We start from the raw sequence: 24981 nt of genomic DNA, 5'->3' as shown, positions 1-24981 counted from the left end.
ACCTTGACCGGCATGGGCACACCACGCAGCCTTCGCGGTCCCAGATCGGCCAGGTCTACTCCGTCGAGCAGAACGGCTGTCGAATCAGCCAGTAGGACCTGGCCGCCGTGGCCTGCCGCCATTACTCGGGCCGCTCGGTTGACTACCGCACCGAAGTAGTCCCCGTCCCGCAGCTCAGCCTCACCGGTCGCCAGCCCCATCCGCACTGGCAAACTCAGTTCCCGCTGGGCCGCGACCGCAGCATCCACCGCACACTTTGGTGACGCGAACGCGGCGCACACCCCGTCGCCGGTGTGCTTGAACAACCAACCGTCATGTTTCTCGATCACCGAGTGCAATACCTCGTCATGAACGGCCAGCGCCTCCCGCATGCCATCCGCGTCTGCTTCCCACCGAGGTGTCGAACCCTCGATATCAGTGAACAGAAACGTCACGACCCCGGAAGGCTGGCCGCCCGGTGTGGCTTTCACGGCCCTGCGAAGTCGCCGACGGCGGTCATCTTGTTGCCGTCCCAAGAGGTGGCGAAGCCGCCTGCGTTGAATGCGCAGTTCAGGATGATCGCTCGGTGTGCAGGGCTTCCCATCCACCAGTCGAGCGCGGCGCTTGGAGTCGCGGCGGATCCGGTGCCCCAGTAGACGATCTCGCCGGTGCGGCCGACCCTGGTGTAACCAGCATCCGCGATCCGCATCTGCGGTGAAGAGCCGTCCGATCCGGTATGGCCGTCCAGACCGTTTCTCAGCATGTCGTTGGCGTGGCGCTGCGCCGCCACTGTCAACCGCGGGTCGTCGCCGATTCCTCCGCATGTCTGGCGAAGCCGGTTGACGCCACTGTGCACCGCGGTCCCCAAATCGTCTGCGCGCGCGACGTTTTCAGCGACCGCGCTGAGACCCATCGGAACAACAGCGCAGATCGAGAAGGCGATGACAATCCTGACTTTCGTCGTCATGTTGCCTCTTGCCACACACGCTCGATTTGCTGTCTTCAGCAAACAGAATGCACGTTCACCACGCCGATATGTGCGGGATGCTCGAATTCGGGCGGAATTCAGCCGTGCTTGGCAGCCTCCTGGGCGAGCTGCACGCGCGAGGTCAGGCCCATTTTCGTGTAAACGTGCGTGAGATGGGCTTGGACCGTGCGTGGGGAGACGAACAGCCGTGCGGCAATGCTCTTATTGTCCAGTCCTTCGCCGACCAATCGCACCACGTCGAGTTCGGCTCGGGTGAGCGACGCCCAACCGCTGCTGACGCGCTTGCGCTCTCCGCGACCTCGGCGAACATAGGCGATGGCTTCCTCGATGGTCAGCGAGGCACCCTCATCCCATGCGGCACGGAAGTCGCTGTCGCTCAGATGATCTCGGAGAGTCGTGAGTAGGTGTTCATAGTCTGCCTCGAATATCCTGAATCGAGCGACACCCGTCTGCTGCCGAGCGGCATCTGCCGCGCCAAGTAGGCGCGCAGCTTCTCGACGATTTTCCGCTTCCGCCGCGACATAGGCGAGGCATTCGAACGCATCCGGAACGGTCATGTAGCCATGCGTTTCGACCGCAACATCGAGCGCGTCGCGAGCGTCAAGGTTGGCCTGCTCCAGCTCCCCCTGCGCGATCCCGACGCGGGCCCGAGAGGAAAGTGCCGCGACAAGTGAAACGCCGTTCGACATCGCGACCACCTCGTCGGCCCGGCGTCGGGCTGCTGTGAGCTCGCCGCAGGCCAACAGCGGCAACGCGATGACCCCATAGGAAAGCATCGTTGCCCGCGTCAGCGGTGTACGCAGCAGCGCTGCTTCGTAGGCTTCGAGAGCCGCTCTCGCATCGCCCGCCGTCAGGTTGACAAGGCCGAGCACCGAGTACCCGAAATGGTCGGCGAGGTCGCCGAGGTCCGTCTGGTCATTCAGGTACGCATCCGCCGCGGCCTTCGCATCGTCGACGTCGCCGCACCACGCCAACGCAAAAGTCAGGCCCAAAAGGGCGGACACTCTGCAGAACGGATCATGCGCGGCGGTCGCTTCGGCGAGGACGTCGCGCAGCGGGGCGATAGCCTGCGTTGGCTGGCCTCGATCGGTGTGGGTGTTCGCCAGCGCCAACCGGCACAGACGGCTGTTGAAGTCATCGCCGATCGTCTCGGCAAGTTCGTAGCCTTCGCCGGCCACCGCACTCATCGAGACGTGGTCCCCTACGCTCATCGCGGCCACTACATGCCAGCCGAGAATCTGACTGAGCCGCCACCGATCATCGAGTTCGCGCGCGAGGTTGCCGGCCTCATCGAAATCCGACCCAGCGACCTCGAAGTCGTGGGCATAGACGAAACCGTGGGCAATGAGGCACGCATGACAAGGGCCGGGTCTGCGATCTCGCGGGCCCGGGCAAGCGCCTCGTCGGCGACCGCCGCACCCGCGGTGGAACCGACGTACGCAAGCAGTAGCGCTTTGTCGGCGAGCGCTCGCACCCGTGCCGGCGGCTGATCGTCATCGGCTTCGGTTGCGGCGGCCAGGGCCGCGTCGAGCCAACCGAGCCCTTCCCGGATACGCCATCGCGAAAACCACACCGGCTGCAGCGACGCGGCAAGCCTCAGCGCGGTTGTGGTGTCGGAGTTTTCGAGACTCCAGGCAAATGCGCTTCTCAGGTTGTCGAACTCGACCAACGCCTGAGCTAGCCGCCGCGCATGGCCGGCGTCGGTCGGTGAGTCGAGTTCAGCTGCCATCGCCGTGTAGTAGTCGCGATGCCGGCCGCCTGCCAAATCGGTTTCGCCGGAATCGCCGAGCTTCTCCAGCGCGTACTGGCGCACAGTCTCCAGTAAGCGGTATCGCGTTCGGCCGCCTTGGTTTTCGGTGACCAGCAGCGATTTGTCGACCAGTAGGGTGAGTTGGTCGAGGACCTGATAGCGCTCACTGCCTTCGTCACCGGCTATTGCGTGTGCGGCATCAAGGTCGAAGCCACCCAGGAACACTGCCAGCCGGCGAAACAACACCCGCTCGGTCTCGGTCAACAGCGCATGCGACCAATCCACTGAAGCGTGCAATGTCTGCTGACGGCGCACCGCCCTACGCGCGCCGCCTGCCAACAGTCGGAAGCGGTCGTGTAGTCCGGCAAGGATCTCGTCGAGCGTCAGCGCCCGCACCCGGGCGGCGGCAAGTTCGATCGCCAGCGGCATGCCGTCAAGTCGCCGACAGATCTCCGTCACCGTCGCCGCATTGTCCTCGCCGATTTCGAAGTCGGGTTGCGTGCGGCGGGCGCGGTCTGTGAACAGCTCGATCGCCTCGTCGGTCAGCGACAGCGACGGCACCACGAACGTCACCTCACCGGGGATCCCGAGTGGTTCCCGGCTCGTGGTCAGAAGCCTCAATTCGGTGCATGCACTGAGCATTTCAGATGCAAGCGAAGCGCTCGCGTCCAGCAGATGTTCACAATTGTCGAACACAATCAGCAGTCGTCGGCGGGAGATGAACCGTACCAGCGTGTCGCCCGTTGAGCGCCCCGGCGCATCGGGCAGGCCCAACGCACGTGCCACGGCGACGGGTACGACGTCGGGATGGGTGATCGGAGCCAGGTCGACATACCAGACTCCGTCGGGAGTGCGACCTGTCAGCGCGGCTGCGACTTCCACCGCCAATCGGGTCTTTCCCGCGCCGCCGGCACCCGTCAGCGTCACGAGCCGGTCGGTGTCCAGCAGCTCCATCACCCTCGCCATCTGCGCGCCGCGACCGACGAAGCTGGTCAGCTGGGCCGGAAGGTTATGCGCCGCAGGGGCATTCGTAATCCGAAGGGGTGGAAACTCGTTGCACAGGTCTGGATGACACAGCTGAAAGACTCGCTCTGGCCGCGAAAAGTCCCGTAGCGGATGCGATCCCAGGTCGGTAAGCGCGACGGCGGCGGGAAGCTGATCGACGACCAGCAGCTCCGTTGCACCGGACAATACGGTCTGATCACCATGAGCGAGGTCGCGCAGCCGCGCGGTGCGATTGATCGTCGAACCGATGTAGTTGCCTTCGTCGCGCAGTTGCACGTCGCCGGTGTGCACGCCGATGCGCAGCTTGATCGGTGCCAGCGGTGCCTGCTGCAAGTCGAGTGCGCATGCCACCGCGTCGGCGGCACGGGAGAACGCGATCACGAAGCTGTCACCTTCGCCTTGCTCGACAGGTCGTACACCGTGATGCGCGGCGACGGCTGCGGCCAATGTCCGGTCGAGGCGCTCGACAGCGGCCTTCATCGCGTCAGGCTGGGTCTGCCACAACCGCGTCGAACCTTCGACATCGGCCAGCAGCAACGTGACCGTTCCAGTCGGAAGCTCGCTCATGTCCAGGCTCTTCCAGCTAGTTTCGTTCATGCTAGCCAGCATGCGTTGAGGTCTATCGCCGAAACATCAGCGAAATCGCCAAAGGTTTGAGCGTGGGCATGCGTACATACGCATCGGGCCACCGATGATTTAGGCGGATTGGCCGATGGTTCGCCCTGCGGCGCCGCCGGATAGTCGGCGCATGACGAAAACCATCACGGGATACGACTTCATCGTGGTCGGCGCCGGCTCGGCGGGTTGCGCGGTCGCCGGGCGATTGGCAACCGAGTCGACGGCACGTGTGCTGCTGATCGAAGCCGGCGGCTCCGATCGACGGTTCACGATCCGGGTGCCGCTGATCGCGTCCATGCAGTACGGGACTTCGCTGGACTGGGCGTACGAGACCGAACCGGAGTACGGCTGCGCCAACCGCCGGATCGCGCAACCGCGCGGCCGTGTCCTCGGCGGCTGTAGTGCGATGAACGCCATGTTCTGGGTCAAGGGCAGCAATCTCGACTACGACGGCTGGCAGCTAGCCGGTTGGGGCTGGAATGACGTGGCGCCGGTGTTCGATCGGATCGAGCTCGGTTCGATGCACATCACCCGCTCGCCATACCCCGATGAACTGTCTCATCGTTTCGTCGCCGCAGCGCGGGCCGCGGGTGTCGCGATCAGCGACGACGTCAGCGGACCAGAGCTCGACGGTGCGGCGATAACGCCGGTCAACATTTACCAGGGTCAACGCTGGAGCACGGCGCGTGGCTACCTCCGGGGCCAGGACAACCTCACGGTCGTCACCAAGGCTTTGGTCAACCGCGTGATCATTCGCGACGGTCGTGCCGTCGGAATCGAATACCGTCGCCGCGGACGGATGCACCAGGCTTTTGCCGACCACGAGATCGTCCTGAGTACCGGCGCATTCGGCACGCCACAGCTGCTGCAGCTTTCGGGCGTCGGTCCAGCGGATCACCTGCGACGGGTGGGGGTCACCCCGCTAGTCGACAGTCCCCGCGTCGGTAAGGGCTTGACTGACCACCCGTTGTTTTGGGCCGTATGGTCCCTCCTGCCCGGTTATGTCGGCCTCTCGGACGTCGCGAACCCAAAATGGTTGCTGCAGTGGCTGTTACGTCGCAGTGGGAAGCTGGCCAGTAACGGTGGGGAGGCGCTGGCCCATATCCGCTCGACGGTCGAAGCCCCGGCGTGCGACGTTCAGCTGATCTTCACCCCGGCCGACGCCAGGGCCAAACCTCGTGGGGGAAGATTTGCGCCCGCGCTGTCGGTCGGGCACTCGTATTGGACACCGAAGAGCCGCGGAAGCGTTTTGATTCGTGCATCGGATCCCGCTGTACCACCGGCGATTCGGATGAACCTACTCAGCGATCGCGATGATGTCGACGCACTTGTCCGCGCGGTTCAGCGCACTCGCGACATCATCGGCACTGAGCCGATCGCAGCAGCCGTCGAGCGTGAGCTTCTTCCGGGCTACGGCGAGGATCTCGAGGCCTGCATCAGGAACACCGCGCAAACCACCAGCCATCCGGCGTGCACCGTGGCGATGGGCAGGGACGCCGACAGCCCGCTTGACGAGAAGCTACGCGTTCGCGGGGTGGACAACCTTCGGGTAGCCGACGCGTCGGCGCTACCCGAGATACCCCGCGCGAACACGAATGCTCCCTCAATTATGATCGGCGAGCGGTGTGCGGATTTCCTCTTGCGGCTCGGAGTGGATGTCGCCATCAGCAAGACCAAAAGCACGTTTGGGCATTGACTTTGCGCTGAGGGGCGGCTCACTCGCACTTGTGAGCCGTATACGCAGCGCCAACGGCGAGATGCAGGGTAATTGGCGATAGCTGCCGCCGCGGCGTGGCGTACAGGTGGATGCGCCATTTTGTGTGAGCATCATCGAAAGGCGCCACCAAGCGATAACCGACCAAACTCCGCTTCGCCTCGCGACTGGCTCAACCGCGAAAGGGATGAAATGAACGTCAGTCAGGTCAGTCAGGTCACTCAGAAATTGCAAGTGGCCCGCAATCTCGTTGCGCAAGGCTGGATTGCCGGTGGCCACGTAAGTCTAGGGACTGACGGACTGCGCAGGTACTGTGCCAGGGGCGCTCTCAACAAGGCGTTCTTTGGCCGTGCCACATCTCAGGCAGAGATGACGCCGGACGATGAATTGCGTTTGGCGCAGCGGCTCCTCGCGGAGGCAATGCACGGTTCGGTCCTCGACGGATCAGACGCGACGGCGATCCGCCACGCGATCAGCACTTGGAATGACAGCCGGGCAGGACGGAACCCCAAGGCGCATGTGCTGGCTGCCTTCGACATGGCGATTGCCGAGTGCCAGCGGTTAGAGGCCCACGCCGAGTAAGTCGCATCAGCGGCGCGATTGCCGGTTTCCATTCACGCCGAACCCGATCGAGCGAATTTCCGTCTATTCCCTGACCTGGTCGCGAAGCCTCGGTGTGGAGAAAGCCAATAAGCTGTAGCAACCTTGAAATCCAGCAATGTAATTTCACGGTTAACGCCTAAACCTTGAAAAGATACGGCTTGATTTGAAGGTTGCATCCCTGCTCGGTCATCCGGCTCAGGTGTGGGCACGGGCCGCTGGAGACCACCCATCGAGTCCAGCAAAACCGCTTCTACCAGCAGAATTACCGCGGTGTGAAGGGCGGTGGCGGAGGGATTTGAACCCTCGGACGGTGTTAGCCGTCACACGCTTTCGAGGCGTGCTCCTTAGGCCGCTCGGACACGCCACCGTCGAGCAGCTTACCGAACCAAGCCCCGGTCACCCCAATCGCTGGCGGGCGAAGAACGCCTCCAGCGGTGCCGCACACTCCTCGGCCAGGACGCCGCCGCGCACGGCCGGGCGATGGTTGAGGCGCCGGTCGCGGACGACGTCCCACAGCGATCCGACGGCCCCGGTCTTGGGCTCCCACGCGCCGAACACCAGCCGCTCGACGCGGGCCAGCACCAGCGCACCGGCGCACATCGTGCACGGTTCGACGGTTACGGCCAGCGTCGTCCCCTGCAGCCGCCACCCGTCGCCTAGTACGGCGGCCGCCGCCCGTAGCGCAAGGATCTCGGCGTGCGCGGTCGGATCCCCAAGAGCCTCACGGGCATTCACCGCGCGGGCGAGTTCGGTGCCGTCGGGGCCGACGATCACCGCACCGATGGGCACGTCACGCGGACCGGCCGTCGCGGCAACCGCCAACGCGGCGCGAATCAGATCTTCGTCGGTCACCGGCCGAGGCGATCACCGACCGAGGCGGTCGATCACCGCCGACAGCTGGTCGGCAAAGCCCATCTCCCGGGCGATTCGGCCCAGTTGCTCGTCGGCGTACAGGTCGGTCTCGTCGAGGATGACCCCCAGCACCGCCTCGGGCAGCCCGATGTCGGACAGCAAACCGAGGTCGCCCTCTTCGAACGGCTCGGCGTCCTCGAGGTCCTCCGGATCGATGTCGGCGTCCAGATTGTCCAGGACCTCTGCGGCGATGTCGTAGTCCAGCGCGGCGGTGGCGTCGGACAGCAGCAGCCGCGTCCCGGACGGTGCCGGGCGCACGATGACGAAGAATTCGTCGTCCACGTCGAGCAGCCCGAAGACGGCGCCGGCGCTGCGCAGTTCACGCAACTCCGTCTCGGCGGCCGACAGGCTCGTCAGCGACTTGGGCGCCATTACCGAACAGCGCCATTGGCCCTCTTCACGCACGACCGCGACGCCGAAGCCGTCCGGCGCGTCCGCCGACGGGCCTGGTGCTTGGGCCCGTTGTGCTCCCATGGGCGCCTACGCTAGTCGCTGACCTGGCCTCTGACCAGATGAGCAGCCCGACCTCAAGACAGCGCGACCGTCGAGCTGTGCCAACCTTGGTCTGTGGTGCAAAGGCCGGTGTGCGTGCTCGGGCTGGGGCTGATCGGCGGTTCGATAATGCGTGCGGCCTCGGCTGCCGGACGCGAGGTATTCGGCTACAACCGGTCGGTGGAGGGCGCGCAAGGTGCCCGCTCCGACGGTTTCGACGCCACCACCCAACTCGGCGAAACGCTGCGCCGGGCGGCCGACACCGAGGCGCTGATTGTGCTGGCCGTGCCGATGCCCGCGCTGCCGAGCATGCTCACCCACATCCGCGATCTGGCCGCGAACTGCCCACTGACCGACGTCACCAGCGTCAAAAGCGCCGTGCTCGACGAGGTCGTGGCAGCCGGGCTGCAGGACCGGTTCGTCGGCGGTCACCCGATGACGGGCACCGCGCACTCGGGGTGGGCCGCGGGCCACGCCGGGCTGTTCGCCAGAGCCCCCTGGGTGGTCAGCGTGGACGACCATGTCGACCCCGCGGTGTGGTCGATGGTGATGACGCTGGCCCTGGACTGCTTGGCGGTAGTGGTTCCGGCCAGATCGGACGAGCACGACGCCGCAGCGGCCGCCATCTCACATTTGCCGCACCTGCTCGCCGAGGCGCTGGCTATCACCGCCGCCGAGGTTCCGCTCGCGTTCGCCCTGGCCGCCGGTTCCTTCCGGGACGCCACCCGAGTGGCAGGCACCGCTCCGGACCTGGTGCGTGCGATGTGCGAAGGCAACTCCAGCCAGCTGCTGCCGTCGGCCGACCGCGTCATCGACCTGCTCAGCCGCGCCCGTGACTCGCTGGCCGCCCACAACTCGGTTCAAGAGCTCATCGAAGCCGGCCATGCAGCACGAACGCGGTACGACAGCTTCCCGCGCTTCGACATCATCACCACGATCATCGGCGCGCCGAACTGGCGCGAGGAACTCGCCGCAGCCGGCCGGGCGGGCGGGGTGATCAGATCCGCTCTGCCAGGCCTGGATAGTCCTCAATGAAACCGTCAGCATCGACGGTCACCGTGGTGTCGGCCACCGGTGACCGCAGTTTGATCCCGTTCAGCCGTCCCTGGCTGGTGTAGCTCACGGTCGCCGCGGTGACAGACATGTCGGGCACGTTGACATAGACCATTGGCAGCACGATCGTGTCCGAGCGTTCGTGTAGACCCAACCGCCGGATCGGCAGCGCGTTGAAAAATGGGCTGAAGACGACGTCGACGTCAAGGGCGCCGTTGTATCCGGCTCGGCGCTCCCCCTGGTGGTCGGTGATCAACCACATGTTTTCCTCGTCGCGCGCGATTGCCAGCTGCCGTTCCCGCTCTGCCAGAGTGACGGTGAGTCCGAACCGCTTAGTGGCGCCGCTTTCATCGGTCTGCAGTTCGTAGTAGGCGCCGAACGCCGGGTTGCCTGCGGTAGCCGCTGCCACGATGCGGCCATTCGCCCGGATTCGCTTGCCAGACAACTGCACTCGCACTGATTCCATGCGCGAGACGTCTTGCGCACGCCAGGTCAACATCGCCGGCCATACGCGCGGAGTCGAATCAGAAGAGGCTGCGTTCACTCATCTACCGTAGAGCGTGTCCGCCGACCGCGGCAGGGCTGGTTTACGCAGCCGGCCAGTGCCGGGCACCGACGCCCACACGGCCAGCGCCAGTAGCCCATCGAGGATCAGCGCCAACGCCGCCACCATCAGCGCACCGACCAGGGCGAGGTGAAACTGGCGCACCTTGATCCCGTCGATCAGGTAGCCCCCGAGCCCGCCGAGGCTGGCGTAGGCGGCCACTGTCGCGGTGGCGACCACCTGCAGTGTCGCGCCCCGCAACCCGCCCAGGATCAGCGGCAACGCGTTGGGCACTTCCACCCGCAGCAGCACCTGGGTTTCCGTCATCCCCATGGCGCGGGCGGCGTCCACCACCGTCGGGTCGACGTTGGCGATGCCCGCGTAGGTGCCGGCCAGCAGGGCCGGAACACCCAGCAGCATCAGGGCAAACAGGGGCGGCCCCAGGCCCAGCCCGAACAACAGCACGCCGAGCAACAGCACTCCCAGCGTCGGCAACGCGCGCAACCCGTTCACGGCACCGACCACCAACAGCGTGCCGCGGCCGGTGTGCCCGATGATCAACCCGATCGGCACGGCGATCAGCGCCGAAGCCGCCACCGCCAGCGCGGTGTATTCCAGATGCTCCGCGATGCGCGCCGCCAGCCCGACCGGACCGGTCCAGTTGTCGGCGGTCAAGATGTAGGACACCGCCCGCTGCACGAAGTTCATCGCGCACCGCCCACTATCGGGGCTGCCACCGAACGACGGTGTGCTCGCGCGGCACGCTCCCACGGGGTTGCCAGCCGCCCGATCAGGTCGATCAGCACGTCGATGACGATCGCCAGGCTGAACAGCGCGATGATGCCGGCAACGATCTGGTCGCTCTTGTTGGCCTGGTAGCCCTCGGTGAACCAGGTGCCCAGGCCGCCGATGCCGATCACCGAACCCACCGAGACCATCGCGATATTGGTCACGACGACCACTCGCAATCCGGCAACGAGTACCGGAATTGAAAGCGGCAGTTCGACTTTCAGCATCCGGGTGATCGTGGGGTAGCCGACGGCGGTCGCGGCGTCACGCACCTGCGCCGGTACCGCGTCCAGCGCCTCGAGCACCGCGCGCACCAGCAGCGCGGCGGTGTAGGCGGTCAGCGCGACCATGACATTGGCTTCGTCGAGGATGCGGGTTCCGATGATCATCGGCAAGGCCACGAACAGCGCCAGCGACGGGATGGTGAACACGACGCTCGCGGTTGCCGTCGTCAGTCGCCGTGGCGTCGGCGCCCGCTGCACCAGCATGCCCAACGGCACCGCGATGGCAAGCCCGATGAGCACCGGCAGCAACGCCAGGCGCAGGTGGACCACGGTCAGCGCCCAGGCGTCGGGTAGATGGGTGAGCAGATAGTGCATGCCTCAGGCCCTTTCGGGCTTGCGCCGGGCTTCGGCGGCGGCGAGCACGTCGGTGGCCACGACTCCGCCGACCGCCTTGCCCGCCTCGTCGACGACGACGCCCACCGAAGACGGCGACGACAGCGCCGCATCCAGTGCCTGGCTGAGGTTGCCGCCCAGGTGGAACACCGAACCGACGGCGCTCATGCTGTCGGACAACGCCGTTCCGGCGCGATGCCGGCGCAGACCGTCGGCGTCGATCCAGCCCAACGGCGTGCTCTCGTCGTCAACCACCAGCGACCAACCTTGTGCCGGCTGAGTTTCCTCGTCGCCAAGTCCATCCGCACGGATTCGCTCGATGTCGTGCAACGGCAGGCCGTCGGCGTCCATCAGCTGCAGCCACCGGTAGCCGCGGCCCAGACCGATGAACCGCGACACGAACTCGTTGGCCGGCTCCGACAACAACCGCGCCGGCTCGTCGTACTGCTGCAGCACTCCGCCCCGCCCGAACACCGCGACTCTGTCGGCGAGCTTGAGCGCCTCGTCGATGTCGTGCGTCACGAAGACGATGGTCTTGCGCAATTCGCTTTGCAGGCGCAGTATCTCGTTCTGCAGCTCATGGCGCACCACGGGGTCAACGGCCGAGAACGGCTCGTCCATCAACAGGATCGGCGGATCTGCGGCCAGTGCTCGCGCGACCCCGATCCGTTGTTGCTCTCCGCCGGACAGTTGTGCGGGATAGCGGGTGGCGAGATTGGGGTCCAGCCCCACTCGTTCGAGCACGTCATAGGCGGCTTTGCGAGCGGCCTTGCGGGACTGGCCTTTTAGCACCGGCACGGTCGCCACGTTGTCGATGACCCGTTGATGGGGCATCAGGCCCGCGTGCTGGATGACGTAGCCGATTCCCAGGCGCAGCTTCACCGGGTCGACGCCTGCCACGTCGGACCCGTTCACGGTGATGGTTCCCGAGGTGGGCTCGACCATCCGGTTGATCATCCGCAACGCGGTGGTTTTTCCGCTGCCGGAGGACCCGACGAAGACCGTCAACTTGCCGTCGGGGACCTCGAGGCTCAGCTGGTCGACCGCGGTGGTGCCGTCGGGAAATACCTTGCTGACGCGGTCGAAAGTGATCACCTGGCCGCCTATTTCCCGATCGGGTGGTCGAAGCCGTTGTCGCGCACCCAATTTCGCGCGGCTTGATCGGGATCGATGCCACCATTGCCCGATACCGAGGCGTTGAGTCCGGCCAGACCAGCGGTGGTGAGCTTGGCCGACACGGCATCCAGCACATCCTTCAGGCGGTCCGATTTCTTCTGCGAATTAACCAGCGGCACAATGTTTCCGGCCAGGAAATTGTGCTCTGGGTCCTCAAGTGCGACCAGGTGGTTTTGCGGGATCGCCGGCGACGTGCTGAAGATGTTTGCCGCGGTGACCCTGCCTTCCGCCAAGGCACGCACCGTCACCGCACCTCCACCGTCGTTGACGGCAACGAAGTTGCCGGGGGCGATATCGAGGCCGTACTTCTGCCGCAGTCCCGGCAACCCGGCCGGTCGGGTTTGAAACGCCGACGGCGCGGCGAACTTAACCTCCGCCGAATGTGCGGCCAAGTCTGCGATTGTTCGCAGGTTCCACATGGCGGCAGTGCCATCGGTGACGGTGACCGTATCGGTGTCCGAGGCCGGCGACGGCGTCAGGATCGACAAATCTCCGGGCAGCCGTTTGTACAGTTCCAGCTCGACGGCGTCCAGCATGGTCGCCGTGGCGTTGGGCGCAAAGTAGAGAAGCAAGTTCCCGATGTACTCCGGCACCAGGTCGATGGAGTGGTCTTTGAGCGCCGGGATATAGGTTTCGCGGCTGCCGATCCCCATCCGTCGGCCGATGTCGAAGCCGTTGGCCTGCAACGCCTGTGCATAGATTTCGGCGACGATCTCAGATTCGGGGAAGTCAGCGGATCCGACCACGATGGATTTCATGCTGCGGGTTTCGGGGCCCAGCGGATCGGAGTTGCTGCACGCCGCCACCAGAAACACCGTCGCCAGACACAAGGCCGCGGGAATCTTCGCGCTCAGCGCGCGCCGCAGCGTTGTCATGCTGCAGACACTAACGGCCCAGGGCGGGAAAAGCCGCTATGGCCGCTGGCGGGCACGGTTCCTGACGGTGGCGACCCGCCGCACCCGGCTTCGCCGCGCTTGCGATCGCCACGGTTCCTGACGATGGCGACCCGCCGCGCCCGGCTTCGCCGAGCTTGCGATCGCCACGCATTGGCTGCGTGGCGCCGTTTCATTCCGTCGCGAATGGGGCAAAGATGGCTACATGAGCAGCACTCCCTCTGCCTTGCCCGACGAACCCGCCGGTAAGCCTGCGCCAACCCCGCCGCCCCCGCCAGCGCCAGCACCAGCGCCGCGCACCAAAACAAAGGTCGTGGATCCGGCCGTCGGACTGACCCGCGCCGGTGCCCTATGGGCTTCGCTGGTCATGGGCTTTCTCGTACTTATCCTGCTGCTGGTGTTCGTCACCCAGAACATCGAATCCGCGACGTTCTTCTTCTTCGGCTGGAAGTGGAGCCTGCCGAAAGGGGTGGCCATTCTGCTCGCGGCAGTGGGTGGTGGGCTGCTCACTTTCGCGGTCGGCACGGCGCGGATTCTTCAGCTGCGGCGAGCTGCCAAGAAGCACGCCATGGCTCCCGAAGACTAAGCGTCTTCGGGTCCCGCGCTTCCGTTGCCGCAGACTCGAATAACGGCTAGAGCTTGGCGAGTTCGGCGAGCCCGCGGGAGATCAGCGGCGCCACGACTTCGGGCGCGTCGGACGTTTCGTCCCTCCCCTGCGCCTTTTCCGACATGCGTCTGCGGAAATCGATACCGGCCGCGATGATGGCCAGCTTGAAGTAGGCCAACGCCATATAGAACTCCCAATGGCCCAGGGACAGCCCGGACACCAGCGAGTAGCGGTCGGCGAGCTCGTCGGCGGTGGGCAGCAACGGGGATGTCCAGGCGGCCTGCGTATTGACGATCAGATCCAATGCCGGATCGCGGTAGACGCACATCAGAGCGGCGTCGCTGAGCGGATCCCCCAGCGTCGAAAGCTCCCAGTCCACGACCGCGCATACCCGCGTCGGGTCGTCCGCATCCAGGATCGTGTTGTCGATCCGGTAGTCGCCGTGCACGATCGAGGTGCGGCTCTGCTGCGGAATCGATTGCTGCAGACCGGAATGCAGTCGCTGGACGTCGGCGTCGCGGTAGTCGTCGGGCAGGCGCACCAACTCCCATTGCGAACCCCAACGACGTACCTGGCGCTCCAGGTAGCCGCTGGGCCTGCCGAAGTCACCGAGCCCGACCGCGTTCGGGTCGACGCTGTGCAGGTCGACGAGCACTCGAATCAGCGAGTCGACGCAGCCGTCGATGGTCCTGCGGCCGAGCGCTTCGAGTTGCGCACGCCGGCGCACCACTTGTCCGGCAACGAATTCGACGATCTGAAACGGCGCACCCAGCACCGAATCGTCCTCGCACAGCGCGATCGTGCGCGCCACCGGGACTGGTGTTTCCTGCAGCGCTGCGACGACCTTGTACTCGCGGGACATGTCGTGCGCCGACGGTGTCAGGCCGTGCAGTGGCGGACGCCGTACCAGCCAGTTGGTCTTGTCGTCGTAAACCCGGAACGTCAGGTTGGAGCGACCACCGGAAATGAACTCGCCGCGCAGTTCGCCGTCGCGCGCGATGCCGAGCGCACGCAGGTATCGGTCCAGTGCGGCCAGGTCGAGTCCGTCGAGACGGTCAGCCGAAGTCACCTGACTTGTTTACCACCGCGCTGCTGATGCCATCGACTCTGCGCCTGTGGCGTCGACGCTGCATTGGCGCCTCACCACCGCTGATTGCGCGGCAGCAGGTCCCAGACGTGTTCGGTGGAGTTGACCGTCGACACCGTGGCCTGACCGGTCCGGGAGAACAGCAGCCGCGTCACCGACGCGTAGTCGATGGGGAACGACAACAGCCGGGCCGTGCCCAGGATCTCGTGCAGCAGGACGTTGATCACCCCGCCGTGGCTGAACACCGCGACGGTGTCATCGGGATCGGCTTTGGCGACGAGGTCGTCGACCGCCGCGCGAACGCGTGCCCGGAATGCGTCTTCGTCGACCGCGCTGGGCAGTCGGCCCTCGGCCATGCGCGCCCACTCGTCGGGGTTTTCCCGACGGATCTGCTCGACGGGGATGTACAGCGGAAGGTCGCGGTCGTACTCGGCGAACCGGTCGTCGATGTCGACGGGCAGCTCACACGCCACCGCCACCGGTTCGGCGGTCTGGATGGCCCGCCGCTGCGGGCTGCTCACCACCCGTGAGATCGGAAATCTGGCAAGCGCCTTGGGTAGCCGGGCGACCTGCGCAAACCCCTCCTCCGACAGGTCCGGGTCGGAGCCCTCACCGTGTTCGCTGCGCAGCGGCAACGCATGCCGGACCAGAAGCAGTTGCATGGCCCAAGCCTCGCATGCGGAATTCCAGCCTTTCCAAGCCGCCGGAGAATGCTATTCTCTCTCAGGAGATTGGGGTGTGCATGGATGCGGATGTTCTCGGTCGTTGGCTCGATGCGAACGACGCACCGGGCCACGGCGAGAAGCCGGCGCTCGATCAGCTCAGCGGCGGGTCGCAGAACACGCTCTATCTGATCAGGCGCGGTAGCGAGCGCATGGTGCTGCGAATGCCCGGCCCCCGCGCCGACGCCGCCCGCATTGACGGCCTGCTGCGCGAGATCCGGCTGGTAAGAGCGCTGTCGGGAACCGATGTGCCGCACGCGGAGCTGATCGCCGCCGACGACACCGGCACGGTCCTGGGCACGCCGTTCTACGTGATGCGCGCGATCGACGGCTGGAGCCCGATGGACGGCGGGTGGCAGGCACCGTTCGACACCGACCTGCAGGCCCGGCGCGGGCTGGCGTTCCAGCTCGTCGAAGGCGCCGCCAAACTGGGCCGAGTGGACTGGCGTGCCCAGGGCCTCGACGGCTTCGGCCGCCCTGATGGCTTCCACGACCGGCAGGTCGACCGCTGGCTGGCATTCCTGGACGCCTATCGGGTGCGCGAGCTTCCAGGCCTGGACGTGGCAGCGGACTGGCTGCGGCGCAACCGGCCCGAGCACTACCGGCCGGGGATCATGCATGGCGACTACCAGTTCGCCAACGTGATGTTCGCGCACGGGCAGCCGGCCCGGCTGGCCGCGATCGTGGACTGGGAAATGACCACCGTCGGCGATCCGCTGCTGGATCTGGCCTGGGCGCTGCTGGGCTACGACGGAGAGGAACCGCGCGCCGACGGGTTCTATCTGGACATGCGGGGCATGCCTGGGCGCAGCGAATTGCTCGAGCACTATGGGAAGGTCAGTGGGTTGTCCACTGAGAACATCGACTACTACCTGGTGTTGGCCAACTGGAAGCTGGGCATCGTGCTGGAGAAGACCTATGCCGCCGGAGTGCGTTCCGGACAAGTCGACCCCAAGATCACCGAGACGTTCGGGGCGATGATTCCTCAGCTCATCGCCACCGCGGCTGAGCTCGCCCGCTCCCTACCGACCAAGGCCCGCTGAAATGGGTTACGCGGACCAGCTTTTCGACCTCACCGGCCAAGTGGTGCTGATCACCGGGGGCAGCCGCGGGCTGGGCCGCGAAATGGCATTCGGTGTCGCGCACTGCGGCGCCGACGTGGTGATCGCCAGCCGCAACATGGATAACTGCGTAGCAACGGCTAAGGAGATCGAAGCCGAGACCGGACGCTCCGCCATGCCGTACCAGGTCCATGTGGGCCGCTGGGATCAACTCGACGGATTGGTCGACGCGACGTACGACCGGTTCGGCAAGGTCGACACGTTGATCAACAACGCCGGCATGTCACCGCTTTACGACAAGCTGAGCGCGGTTACGGAGAAACTCTACGACTCGGTGTTCAACCTCAACCTCAAAGGCCCGTTCCGATTGTCGGCTTTGGTCGGCGAGCGGATGGTGGCCGCCGGCCGCGGTTCGATCATCAACGTGAGTTCGGCGGGATCACTGCGGCCGAGCCCGGACATCGTCCCCTACGCCGCGGCCAAAGCCGGACTCAACGCCATGACCGAGGGGTTCGCGCGGGCGTTCGGGCCGACGGTACGGGTCAACACGCTGATGGCGGGACCGTTCTTGACCGACGTCAGCAAGGCCTGGAATCTCGGCGAGCGGGAAGCCGAGATGTTCGGGCACCTGTCGTTGAAGCGGGCCGGACAGCCGTCCGAAATCATCGGGGCTGCACTGTTTCTGGCGTCCGACGCGTCCAGTTTCACGACGGGTTCGATCCTGCGCGCCGACGGCGGAATCCCCTGAGTTTCGAAGAGACAGGAGTATTCGGATGTCTTGGGACTTTTCTACCGAACCCGAGTTCGAGAAGAAGTTGGATTGGATTCGCGAGTTCGTCCGCGAAGAGGTGGAACCGCTGGAAGTGCTGTTCCCCGGTTGCGAGTTCCTGCCACTGACCGACGAGCGGCGCCGGATAGTCGACCCACTCAAACAGCGGGTCCGCGAACAGGGCTTGTGGGCACCGCATTTGGGCCCCGAACTCGGCGGGCAGGGCTTCGGCGCGGTGAAGCTGACGTTGATCAATGAGATCCTCGGCCGCAGCCCTTGGGCGCCAATCGTATTCGGCACGCAAGCACCCGATACCGGCAACGCGGAGATCATCGCGCGCTTCGGCACCCAGGAGCAGAAGGACCGCTACCTTGAGGGGCTGTTGTCCGGTGAGGTCTTCTCGTGTTTCTCCATGACGGAACCGCAGGGCGGTGCCGACCCGCGGGTTTTCACCACGCGCGCCGTTCGCGACGGTTCCGATTGGGTGATCACCGGTCGGAAGTTCTTCTCCTCCAATGCCGCTGTGGCATCGTTCTTCATCGTCGTCGCGATCACCGATCCGGACGTGCCCGTCCATCGCGGTGCGTCGACGTTCCTGATACCGGCGGGCACCGAGGGCCTGACCATCGAGGCCAACTACCACCTCGTCGGCGCCTCTCCGAACGAGCCGGGACACTCCTTGGTGCGCTACGAACGGGTGCGGGTGCCTTCCGATGCGCTCCTCGGTGAACCCGGGCAGGGCTTCCTGATTCTGCAGGCGCGACTGGCCGGCGGGCGCCTGCACCATGCGATGCGCTCGATCGGCGTAGCGCAGCGGGCGGTGGAGATGATGTCCCGTCGAGCGAAAAGCCGGTTCACCCAAGGGAGTTCGCTGGCCGACAAGCAGTTGGTCCAGCAGTTCATCGCCGACTCCTACACCGAGCTGATGCCATTCCGGCTGGCGGTGCTGCACGCGGCCTGGGTGATCGATACCGCCGGCGAGCACGCCGCCCGCGCCGAGATCGGGGCCTGCAAGATCCTGGCGTCGCAGGTGCTCAAATCCATTGGGCTACGAGCGATCCAGGTGCACGGCGCATTGGGCACCACCGACCAGCTGCCGTTGGTCAACGTGTTGCTCGGTGGGGTGGCACTGGGGCTGGCCGATGGACCCACCGAGGCACACAAGGTCAACCTGGCCAAGCTGCTCCTTAAGAACTACGAGGGCGAGGATCCGGAGTGGCCCAGCGAATTGCGGGACCTCCGTCGCGAGGCCGCCCTGGCCAAGTATGGGGATCTCGTTTCGTCGCTTGCTGATTCGCGGTGAATACCCGCGTTACCGCGGCCGTCGAGCGAGCACTCGACGACCGGCAGCGGGAGGCCACCGAAGAGGTGGAGCGCATCCTTGCCGCCGCCGTGCGGGCGATGGAACGTGCCGCGCCCGAACCTCCGCGCGTCAGCGATATCGTCGCCGAAGCCGGATCGTCGAACAAGGCGTTCTACCGATACTTCGCCGGCAAGGACGATCTCATCCTCGCCGTCATGGAACGTGGGGTGGCAATAGTCGTGTCCTACCTGCAGCATCAGATGGCCAAGGAGCCCCGGCCGGAGGACAAGGTGGCGCGCTGGATCGAGGGCACCCTGGCACAGGTAGCCGACCCGCACCTGATCAGCATGAGCCGCGCCGCCGCCGGGCAGATGTCGGCCGGAACCAATCGGCGGGCAGCCGAACGAGAGATGATGAGCCCGTTGCGTGATCTGCTGATCGAGCCCGTCGCCGCACTGGGCAGCGGCGACGTCAACCGCGACGTCGAGGCGGTGTTCAGCTGCACGGCCGCAACCATGCGGCGATATGTGGGTTCTTCGGACCGTCCTGATGACGACGACATCGCCCACCTGGTGCGGTTCTGCTTGAGCGGGCTGGGGGTCGGTTAGTGCGCGCGGTCGTCTGCAATGCCTACGGTCCGCCCGAGGATCTGGTGATCGCCGACGTCCCCGATCCGATTCCTGGTCCGGGTCAGCTGCTGGTACGGGTACACGCCGCGGCGGTCAACTTTCCCGACGTGCTGTTCATCGCCGGCAAGTATCAGATCCGAATTCCGCCGCCGTTCACGCCCGGCAGCGAACTCGCCGGTGAAGTGGTGGCCGTCGGCGAAGGGGTCAGTTTCAGCCCCGGCCAACGGGTCTTCGGGACCACCGCCGTCGGGGCGTTCGCGGAACTAGCGCTGCTGGATGCGGCGGCGGCGTCATTGGTACCCGACGACGCCGATTTCGCCTCCGCGGCGGCCTTCGGTGTCACCTACCGCACGGCGTACCACGCCCTGCGGTCGGTTGCCCAAGTCGCCCAAGGCGATTGGGTGGTGGTGCTGGGTGCCGCCGGCGGCGTGGGATTGGCCGCCGTCGATCTGGCGGTTGCCATGAAGGCGCGGGTGCTGGCGGCGGCGTCCGGAGCGGACAAGCTGCGGCTGTGCGCCCAGCGGGCCGCGGAAGCTACCGTCGACTACGACCGGGAGGACCTGAAAACCCGCATCCGCGAGCTCACCGGCGACGCTGCCCGAGTGGTCCTCGACCCCGTCGGCGGACCATATGCGGAGCCTGCGCTGCGGGGCCTTGCGCGTGGTGGAGCATTCGTCACGTTGGGCTATGCCGCCGGATCGATCCCGGCTATCCCGCTCAATCTCGTTCTGCTCAAGGGCATTTGTATTCGCGGCATGGAGATTCGGACCTTTATGGCTGATCATCCTCTGGAGGCCGCACGTGACCTGGCTGAGTTGTCTGATATGTTCGCCGACGGGACGGTCCGCCCGCACATCGGTGCGAGATTTCCCTTGGCCGAGACTCCGGCGGCATTGCGATATGTGGCCGAGCGCAAGGCACTTGGCAAGGTGGTCATCGAGGTAGCTGACGCCTGAGCCTGAAATCGGTGGGCGATGTGCGGCGGGCTCCATGGCTTTGCGTGTGAATCCTTGGCTTTGCGTGTGAATCCTTGGCTTTGCGTGTGTAGCCAGGGCGGAAATCTGGTCCGAATCCCGCCGTAGACTCACTCTGAAAACCATCAATTCACAGCCAAAGCCGTCAGTTCACAGCCAAAGCGCTCGGGTCACCCGAACCGGTATTAGTACGGAGACGCTCTACTGGAAGCAACGCAAGCGCGTCGGTGACGTGTACTGTCGACGCCCCATCTTCGAGCCAAACGCCGGCCTCGCAGTGCCGAGCAGACGCAAAATCCCCTATCTTGCAGCGAAATTGGGGAACTTTGCGTCTGCTCGCGCTGAATAGCTACGGGGTGACGATGTTGAAATTCGGGTCGGGTTGATCGAGTGCGCCCAGCAGCGTCTGCAGCGCCGCCGGATCGCCGGACAGTTCAAGTCCAGGTGAGCTGAAGTCGCCGACGGAGGCCATTAATAGCCGAAACTTGCTGTCCAGCTTCGCCGTAACGGTCGCCGTGTCAGGATCGGCCGCAACCTTGCGGTAGACCAGCACGCCATTGCGCAGCGTCAGCCGATAGTTGGCAGCCGAATCCGCGAAGGTGACGTCGATGGTGATATCGAGGTCCCAGCTGCGGGGTCCATTTACCCGGATGGCTAGACTGTCGAAAATCTGTTCCGGCGTAAGCTGGGAAAGCAGTGTCGGCGACGTGATTTGAGCCGCGGTACCGAAGTTGCCGTCGCGCAATTCGGTCGCTCCGGATAAGAAGAAGTTGCGCCACGTCGCGTTCTCTGCACCGTAGGCAAGCTGCTCCAGAGTGTCGGCGTACAGAGTCCGTGCACCGGCATGCTGCGCGTCGGCGAACACCGCGTGGTCCAGCAGCGTAGCCGCCCAACGAAAATCGCCTGAATCGAAAGCGGTTTGGGCAAGTACTACGACGCGCTCGATGCCGCCGAGCGCCTCGACGTAGCGTGGGCCGAGCGCCTCTGGCGGATGCGGCCACAGCCGGCCGGGGTTGCCGTCGAACCAGCCCATATAACGCTGATAGACCGCCTTCACGTTATGGCTGACCGAGCCGTAGTATCCCCGGCTATGCCAGGCCTGCTCCAAAGCCGGTGGCATCTGGAACATTTCGGAGATTTCCACGCCGGTATACCCCTGGTTGAGCAGCCGTAGCGTCTGGTCGTGCAGATAGGCATACAAATCGCGCTGCAGTGACAGGAACTCGACGATGTTCTCCCGCCCCCACGTCGGCCAATGGTGCGACGCAAACACGACATCGGTACGGTCGGCGAAAGTGTCGATGGCCTCGGTGAGGTAGCCCGACCAGGCATGCGGATCGCGCACCAACGCGCCCCGCAGGGTCAGCAGGTTGTGCAGGTTGTGCGTGGCGTTCTCCGCCATGCACAATGCGCGGAAACGTGGGAAGTAGAAATGCATCTCGGCGGGTGCCTCGGTGCCCGGCGCCATTTGGAACTCGATCTGAACGCCGTCGATGGTGTGCGTCTCGCCGGTCTCGCGGATGTCGATGGTCGGGACGATAATGGCCACCTCGCCGGTCGACGGGATCTGGCCGAGACCACAGCCCACCTGGCCCTGAGGTCCGCGCGCCAGCTGCGAGCCATACATGTACGTCGCGCGGCGCGTCATCGCCGGTCCCGCATAGACGTTTTCCTGGACGGCATGAGCGGTGAACCCTTCGGGTGCCAGCACCGCCACCGCACCCGAATCGACGTCGGCCTCCCAGGTGACGCCCAGGACCCCGCCGAAATGGTCGACGTGACTGTGGGTGTAGATCACCGCCACAACCGGACGATCGCCGCCCCGGTGAGTTCGATACAAGCCGAGTGCCGCGGCGGCTACCTCGGTGCTTACCAACGGATCGATGACGATGATTCCCGTATCGCCCTCGACAAAGGTGATGTTTGAAATGTCGAGTCCGCGTACCTGATAGATGCCCGGCACCACTTCGTAGAGCCCTTGCCTGGCGGTCAGCGTGGACTGCCGCCACAAGCTCGGGTGCACCGATGTTGGCGCGGGACCGTCGAGAAACGAGTAGCCGTCGTTGTCCCAGACGACGCGTCCGTCGGCCGCTTTGACGACGCACGGGGACAGGGCAGCAATGTATCCACGATCGGCATTGTCGAAATCCGCGGTGTCGTGGAACGGCAGCGCGTGTTCGCTATGGGCCGTTGCGATTACTGCGGTAGGGGGTTTCTGGTCCACCGCCAATACCTTGCCACCACCGGGCCTCACCGAGAAGGACCTGCTCAGCGGATGACGACTCTACGAAGACGTAAATAATTTCTCCAAGAACCTAGAACTTCTGTGCAGTTAACCCGCATACTTCCGAGACGGTCCGCACTGTCCGCGGACCGCAACGGTCGGGCAAAGGAGAACAGGTGAAGCGTGGGCTGACGGTCGCGGTGACAGCGGCAGTTCTGGTGGTGGGTCTTTCTGGGTGTTCGAGCAACAAGTCGGGTTCGGGTGGTAGCGGAACCTCAGGGGGTCCCACATCGGCAGCCGCCGGCGGGACCGCCGGTACCAAGGTCGTCATCGACGGGAAGGACCAGAACGTCAGCGGCGGGTCGGTCGTATGCGCAAAGGTCGGCGCGGATGTCAGCATCACGATCGGTGGCGCCGGCAGCGGCATCAATGCTCTGGTCACCGACGCCAACCCGCCCGAGGTGAAATCCGTCGGGCTCGGCAGCGTCAACGGTGTCGCGCTGGCCTACACGGCCGGGTCCGGACAGGGCGACGCGAAGGCCACCAAAGACGGCAACAAGTACAAGATCTCCGGGAATGCCACCGGCGTCGACGTGGCCAATCCCATGACGCCGGTGAAGAAGCCGTTCGAAATCGACGTCACTTGCCCCTAGCTTGGTGACGATGCGGGCCGGCACGGCCCGAGAGGAAGCCGGGCAATCAGGCCTAGCTTGGTGACTAGCGGTGCGGTTGCCACCCGTTGAGTGGCAACCGCACCGTAAGCTCAACGTCAACATCGATGGGATCAGACGCCTGAGGGCGTCTTAACGGTGGAGAAAACCGTGCACGACGCACCCGGCAGCTCTGCAGCAAAAGACGCCGGCGATTCCGTCGACGAAGTCAACAGCGCGTCAGAGCCCTCGAATCCTCCGCCCGCCGAACGCGGTACGCCGTTCGGCCGGTACCGGCTGATCGAGTTGCTGGGCCGCGGAGGCATGGGCGAGGTGTGGCGGGCGCTCGACACGGAGGCCAACAACCGCACCGTGGCGATCAAATTGCTTCCCGCGCATCTCGCCGGGGACAGCTCGTTTGTGCAGCGGTTCCGGCGCGAAGCCGAAGCCGCGGCGCATCTGAACAATCCGCACATAATTCCGATTCACAACTACGGCGAGATCGACGGCCAGCTGTATGTGGACATGCGGTTGGTTGAGGGGCGTGATCTGCAGGACGTGCTCTCGGGTGGGCCGTTGGAGCCGGCGCGGGCGGTGCGGATCATCGAGCAGGTGGCAAAAGCGTTGCAGGCCGCCCATAAGGTCGGCCTAATCCACCGGGACGTCAAGCCGTCCAACATTCTGGTTGACGACGACGATTTCGCCTATCTGATCGATTTCGGTATCGCCCGCGGCGCCGATCAGACGGGCTTGACCGGCACCGGGAACATGATCGGCAGCTTGCATTACATGGCACCGGAGCGCCTGCAGGCCCAGGAGGCCGACGCCCGGGCCGACATCTATGCGCTGGCGTGCGTGCTCTATGAGTGCCTCACCGGGAGCCGTCCTTTCCGCGGCGACTCGTTGGAAAGCCAAGTGGCCGCGCATCTTACGGAACCGCCGCCTCAACCGTCGAGCCAATCGAATGTGCCCGCGCAATTGGACGCGGTGATTGCCAGGGGAATGGCCAAGAACCCAAATGTGCGGTATCCCACCACAATCGAGTTGGCAACCGCCGCGCGAGATGCGATTACCGTCCCGAATCCTCTGCCCGCACCGAACATGCCATCGCCTGCGATGACGCGACAAGCGACGTTCCAGCCGACAGAGCAGGGCCACGACGCAGCCGCCTTCCGCCCCAATACACCTGGCCCCGAGATGTTCGGGAACCCGCTTCCGCCGCTGTGGCCCGCCCCGTACGTCCCGGCGGGCAATGCAAGGAGCAGCCGGGGCGTGGCGATAGCGCTGATCGGCGGTGCGATCGCACTTGTCGTGGTGGTCGCAGTCGTCGTGGGCATTTTCTTGGTGGGCAAGTTCAGCCAGAAGAGGTCGTCCCCAACAGCTTCCGAACCCCCGACAGCAGAATCCTTCGGCATCCAGACCGCTCCGCCATCCACTAAACCGTGGAGCGTCCCGTCGGTTGCCCCTGGCGCCGGCGGCGCCGGGGCCGCGAAAGTGCTCATCGACGGGGTCGACCAGAACGTCAGCGGCACGGTCGTCTGCATGACATCGGCAGGCAACGTCAACATTTCGATCGGCGGTGCATCGGCCGGCGTCGCCGCCGTCGTCACCGACGCCACCCCTCCAGTGGTGAAATCCGTTGGGCTGGGCAATGTCAACGGCGTGACACTGGCATATTCGTCGGGCATGGGGCAGGGCGACGCTTCTGCCACCAAGAACGGCAACAGTTACAAGATCACTGGGACCGCCACCGGAGTTGACATGGCCAATCCGACGGCGCCGGTGAAGAAGCCGTTCGAAATCGACGTCACTTGCCCATAAT

Annotated in this window: 21 protein-coding genes, 1 tRNA gene and 3 pseudogenes; 11 read left to right on the top strand and 14 right to left on the bottom strand. The window is 65.2% G+C overall.

Annotated features, from left to right (window positions below; genetic code table 11):
- Window positions 1-8: 8 nt before the first annotated feature.
- From A9W99_RS27675 to A9W99_RS05240, 3 genes and pseudogenes are all read right to left on the bottom strand, one after another.
- A pseudogene (locus A9W99_RS27675) lies at window positions 9-434 on the bottom strand (adenylate/guanylate cyclase domain-containing protein); the annotation flags it as partial.
- A 32-nt stretch (window positions 435-466) separates the two neighbouring features.
- Window positions 467-946, bottom strand: coding sequence for a CAP domain-containing protein (locus A9W99_RS05245; RefSeq protein WP_172828809.1), 480 nt, complete (start codon window positions 944-946; stop codon window positions 467-469).
- A 98-nt stretch (window positions 947-1044) separates the two neighbouring features.
- Window positions 1045-4331: pseudogene (locus A9W99_RS05240) on the bottom strand (LuxR family transcriptional regulator).
- Window positions 4332-4470: 139 nt separating this feature from the next.
- On the opposite strand from A9W99_RS05240, the gene A9W99_RS05235 reads away from it, so the two are divergent.
- A complete protein-coding gene (locus tag A9W99_RS05235) occupies window positions 4471-6036 on the top strand; it encodes a GMC family oxidoreductase (protein WP_067374493.1) in 1566 nt (521 codons plus the stop codon).
- Between the two features lie 210 nt (window positions 6037-6246).
- On the top strand, window positions 6247-6636 hold the full coding sequence (locus A9W99_RS05230; RefSeq protein ID WP_067374490.1) for a hypothetical protein: 390 nt from the start codon (window positions 6247-6249) through the stop codon (window positions 6634-6636).
- A gap of 301 nt (window positions 6637-6937) precedes the next feature.
- Here the strand turns inward: A9W99_RS05230 and A9W99_RS05225 are convergent.
- The 3 genes from A9W99_RS05225 to A9W99_RS05215 all read right to left on the bottom strand — a co-directional run bounded on the left by A9W99_RS05225 (window position 6938) and on the right by A9W99_RS05215 (window position 8043).
- Window positions 6938-7024 (bottom strand) — tRNA-Ser (locus A9W99_RS05225).
- Window positions 7025-7053: 29 nt separating this feature from the next.
- Window positions 7054-7509: a nucleoside deaminase gene (locus A9W99_RS05220; RefSeq protein ID WP_067374487.1), complete on the bottom strand. Its 456-nt coding sequence runs from the start codon at window positions 7507-7509 to the stop codon at window positions 7054-7056.
- A gap of 12 nt (window positions 7510-7521) precedes the next feature.
- Window positions 7522-8043 carry a tRNA adenosine deaminase-associated protein gene (locus A9W99_RS05215; protein WP_067374484.1) on the bottom strand — a complete coding sequence of 174 codons (522 nt, stop codon included), beginning with the start codon at window positions 8041-8043 and terminating at the stop codon, window positions 7522-7524.
- Between the two features lie 108 nt (window positions 8044-8151).
- Between A9W99_RS05215 and A9W99_RS05210 the strand changes: the two genes are divergently transcribed.
- Window positions 8152-9096 carry a prephenate dehydrogenase gene (locus A9W99_RS05210; protein ID WP_067374481.1) on the top strand — a complete coding sequence of 315 codons (945 nt, stop codon included), beginning with the start codon at window positions 8152-8154 and terminating at the stop codon, window positions 9094-9096.
- Here A9W99_RS05210 and A9W99_RS05205 read toward each other — a convergent pair.
- The 5 genes and pseudogenes from A9W99_RS05205 to A9W99_RS05185 form a co-directional block, all read right to left on the bottom strand.
- Window positions 9059-9658, bottom strand: a complete 600-nt coding sequence (locus A9W99_RS05205; RefSeq protein ID WP_067374479.1) for a putative glycolipid-binding domain-containing protein — start codon at window positions 9656-9658, stop codon at window positions 9059-9061. The genes A9W99_RS05210 and A9W99_RS05205 overlap by 38 nt on opposite strands.
- A 4-nt stretch (window positions 9659-9662) precedes the next feature.
- Window positions 9663-10366, bottom strand: a pseudogene (locus A9W99_RS05200) (ABC transporter permease).
- On the bottom strand, window positions 10363-11046 hold the full coding sequence (locus A9W99_RS05195) for an ABC transporter permease (protein ID WP_067374474.1): 684 nt from the start codon (window positions 11044-11046) through the stop codon (window positions 10363-10365). The pseudogene A9W99_RS05200 and the gene A9W99_RS05195 overlap by 4 nt, the downstream one beginning before the upstream one ends.
- Window positions 11047-11049: 3 nt before the next feature.
- Window positions 11050-12159 carry an ABC transporter ATP-binding protein gene (locus A9W99_RS05190; protein WP_067374469.1) on the bottom strand — a complete coding sequence of 370 codons (1110 nt, stop codon included), beginning with the start codon at window positions 12157-12159 and terminating at the stop codon, window positions 11050-11052.
- 8 nt (window positions 12160-12167) lie between these two features.
- Window positions 12168-13115: an ABC transporter substrate-binding protein gene (locus tag A9W99_RS05185; protein ID WP_067374466.1), complete on the bottom strand. Its 948-nt coding sequence runs from the start codon at window positions 13113-13115 to the stop codon at window positions 12168-12170.
- Between the two features lie 223 nt (window positions 13116-13338).
- On the opposite strand from A9W99_RS05185, the gene A9W99_RS05180 reads away from it, so the two are divergent.
- Window positions 13339-13719 carry a lipopolysaccharide assembly LapA domain-containing protein gene (locus tag A9W99_RS05180; RefSeq protein ID WP_067374464.1) on the top strand — a complete coding sequence of 127 codons (381 nt, stop codon included), beginning with the start codon at window positions 13339-13341 and terminating at the stop codon, window positions 13717-13719.
- Between the two features lie 46 nt (window positions 13720-13765).
- On the opposite strand, the gene A9W99_RS05175 is transcribed toward A9W99_RS05180, so the two are convergent.
- Together A9W99_RS05175 and A9W99_RS05170 are read right to left on the bottom strand one after the other, a co-directional pair.
- Window positions 13766-14809 (bottom strand): phosphotransferase family protein, encoded by a 1044-nt coding sequence (locus A9W99_RS05175; protein ID WP_067374463.1) that lies wholly within the window; start codon window positions 14807-14809, stop codon window positions 13766-13768.
- A 71-nt stretch (window positions 14810-14880) separates the two neighbouring features.
- Window positions 14881-15489: a histidine phosphatase family protein gene (locus A9W99_RS05170; protein ID WP_067374460.1), complete on the bottom strand. Its 609-nt coding sequence runs from the start codon at window positions 15487-15489 to the stop codon at window positions 14881-14883.
- Between the two features lie 80 nt (window positions 15490-15569).
- Here A9W99_RS05170 and A9W99_RS05165 point away from each other — a divergent pair, with 80 nt between their 5' ends.
- Genes A9W99_RS05165 through A9W99_RS05145 form a run of 5 tightly spaced genes read left to right on the top strand, consistent with a single transcriptional unit; the run spans window position 15570 to window position 20267 of the window.
- Window positions 15570-16592 carry a phosphotransferase family protein gene (locus A9W99_RS05165; protein WP_067374459.1) on the top strand — a complete coding sequence of 341 codons (1023 nt, stop codon included), beginning with the start codon at window positions 15570-15572 and terminating at the stop codon, window positions 16590-16592.
- 1 nt (window position 16593) lies between these two features.
- Window positions 16594-17358: an SDR family NAD(P)-dependent oxidoreductase gene (locus tag A9W99_RS05160; protein WP_067374456.1), complete on the top strand. Its 765-nt coding sequence runs from the start codon at window positions 16594-16596 to the stop codon at window positions 17356-17358.
- A 25-nt stretch (window positions 17359-17383) separates the two neighbouring features.
- A complete protein-coding gene (locus A9W99_RS05155) occupies window positions 17384-18682 on the top strand; it encodes an acyl-CoA dehydrogenase family protein (RefSeq protein ID WP_067374453.1) in 1299 nt (432 codons plus the stop codon).
- Window positions 18679-19290 carry a TetR/AcrR family transcriptional regulator gene (locus A9W99_RS05150; protein WP_067374448.1) on the top strand — a complete coding sequence of 204 codons (612 nt, stop codon included), beginning with the start codon at window positions 18679-18681 and terminating at the stop codon, window positions 19288-19290. The genes A9W99_RS05155 and A9W99_RS05150 overlap by 4 nt, the downstream gene beginning before the upstream one ends.
- Entirely contained in the window at window positions 19290-20267 is a 978-nt protein-coding gene (locus A9W99_RS05145) for an NADPH:quinone oxidoreductase family protein (protein ID WP_067374445.1), read from the top strand. Before A9W99_RS05150 ends, A9W99_RS05145 begins: the two co-directional genes overlap by 1 nt.
- Before the next feature lie 367 nt (window positions 20268-20634).
- On the opposite strand, the gene A9W99_RS05140 is transcribed toward A9W99_RS05145, so the two are convergent.
- Window positions 20635-22509 (bottom strand): alkyl/aryl-sulfatase, encoded by a 1875-nt coding sequence (locus tag A9W99_RS05140; protein WP_067374440.1) that lies wholly within the window; start codon window positions 22507-22509, stop codon window positions 20635-20637.
- Window positions 22510-22685: 176 nt separating this feature from the next.
- On the opposite strand from A9W99_RS05140, the gene A9W99_RS05135 reads away from it, so the two are divergent.
- Complete coding sequence (locus A9W99_RS05135; RefSeq protein WP_067374435.1) at window positions 22686-23162, top strand: lipoprotein LpqH; 477 nt, start codon at window positions 22686-22688, stop codon at window positions 23160-23162.
- A gap of 156 nt (window positions 23163-23318) precedes the next feature.
- Window positions 23319-24980 (top strand): lipoprotein LpqH, encoded by a 1662-nt coding sequence (locus tag A9W99_RS27110; RefSeq protein ID WP_067374433.1) that lies wholly within the window; start codon window positions 23319-23321, stop codon window positions 24978-24980.
- Window position 24981: the final 1 nt, after the last annotated feature.

It is taken from the genome of Mycobacterium sp. 1164966.3, from assembly GCF_001665395.1.
In the GTDB taxonomy this organism is placed as follows: Bacteria; Actinomycetota; Actinomycetes; order Mycobacteriales; family Mycobacteriaceae; genus Mycobacterium.
The sequence above is the reverse complement of the archived record's forward strand: the minus strand, read 5'-3'. Positions and strand labels throughout refer to the sequence as shown.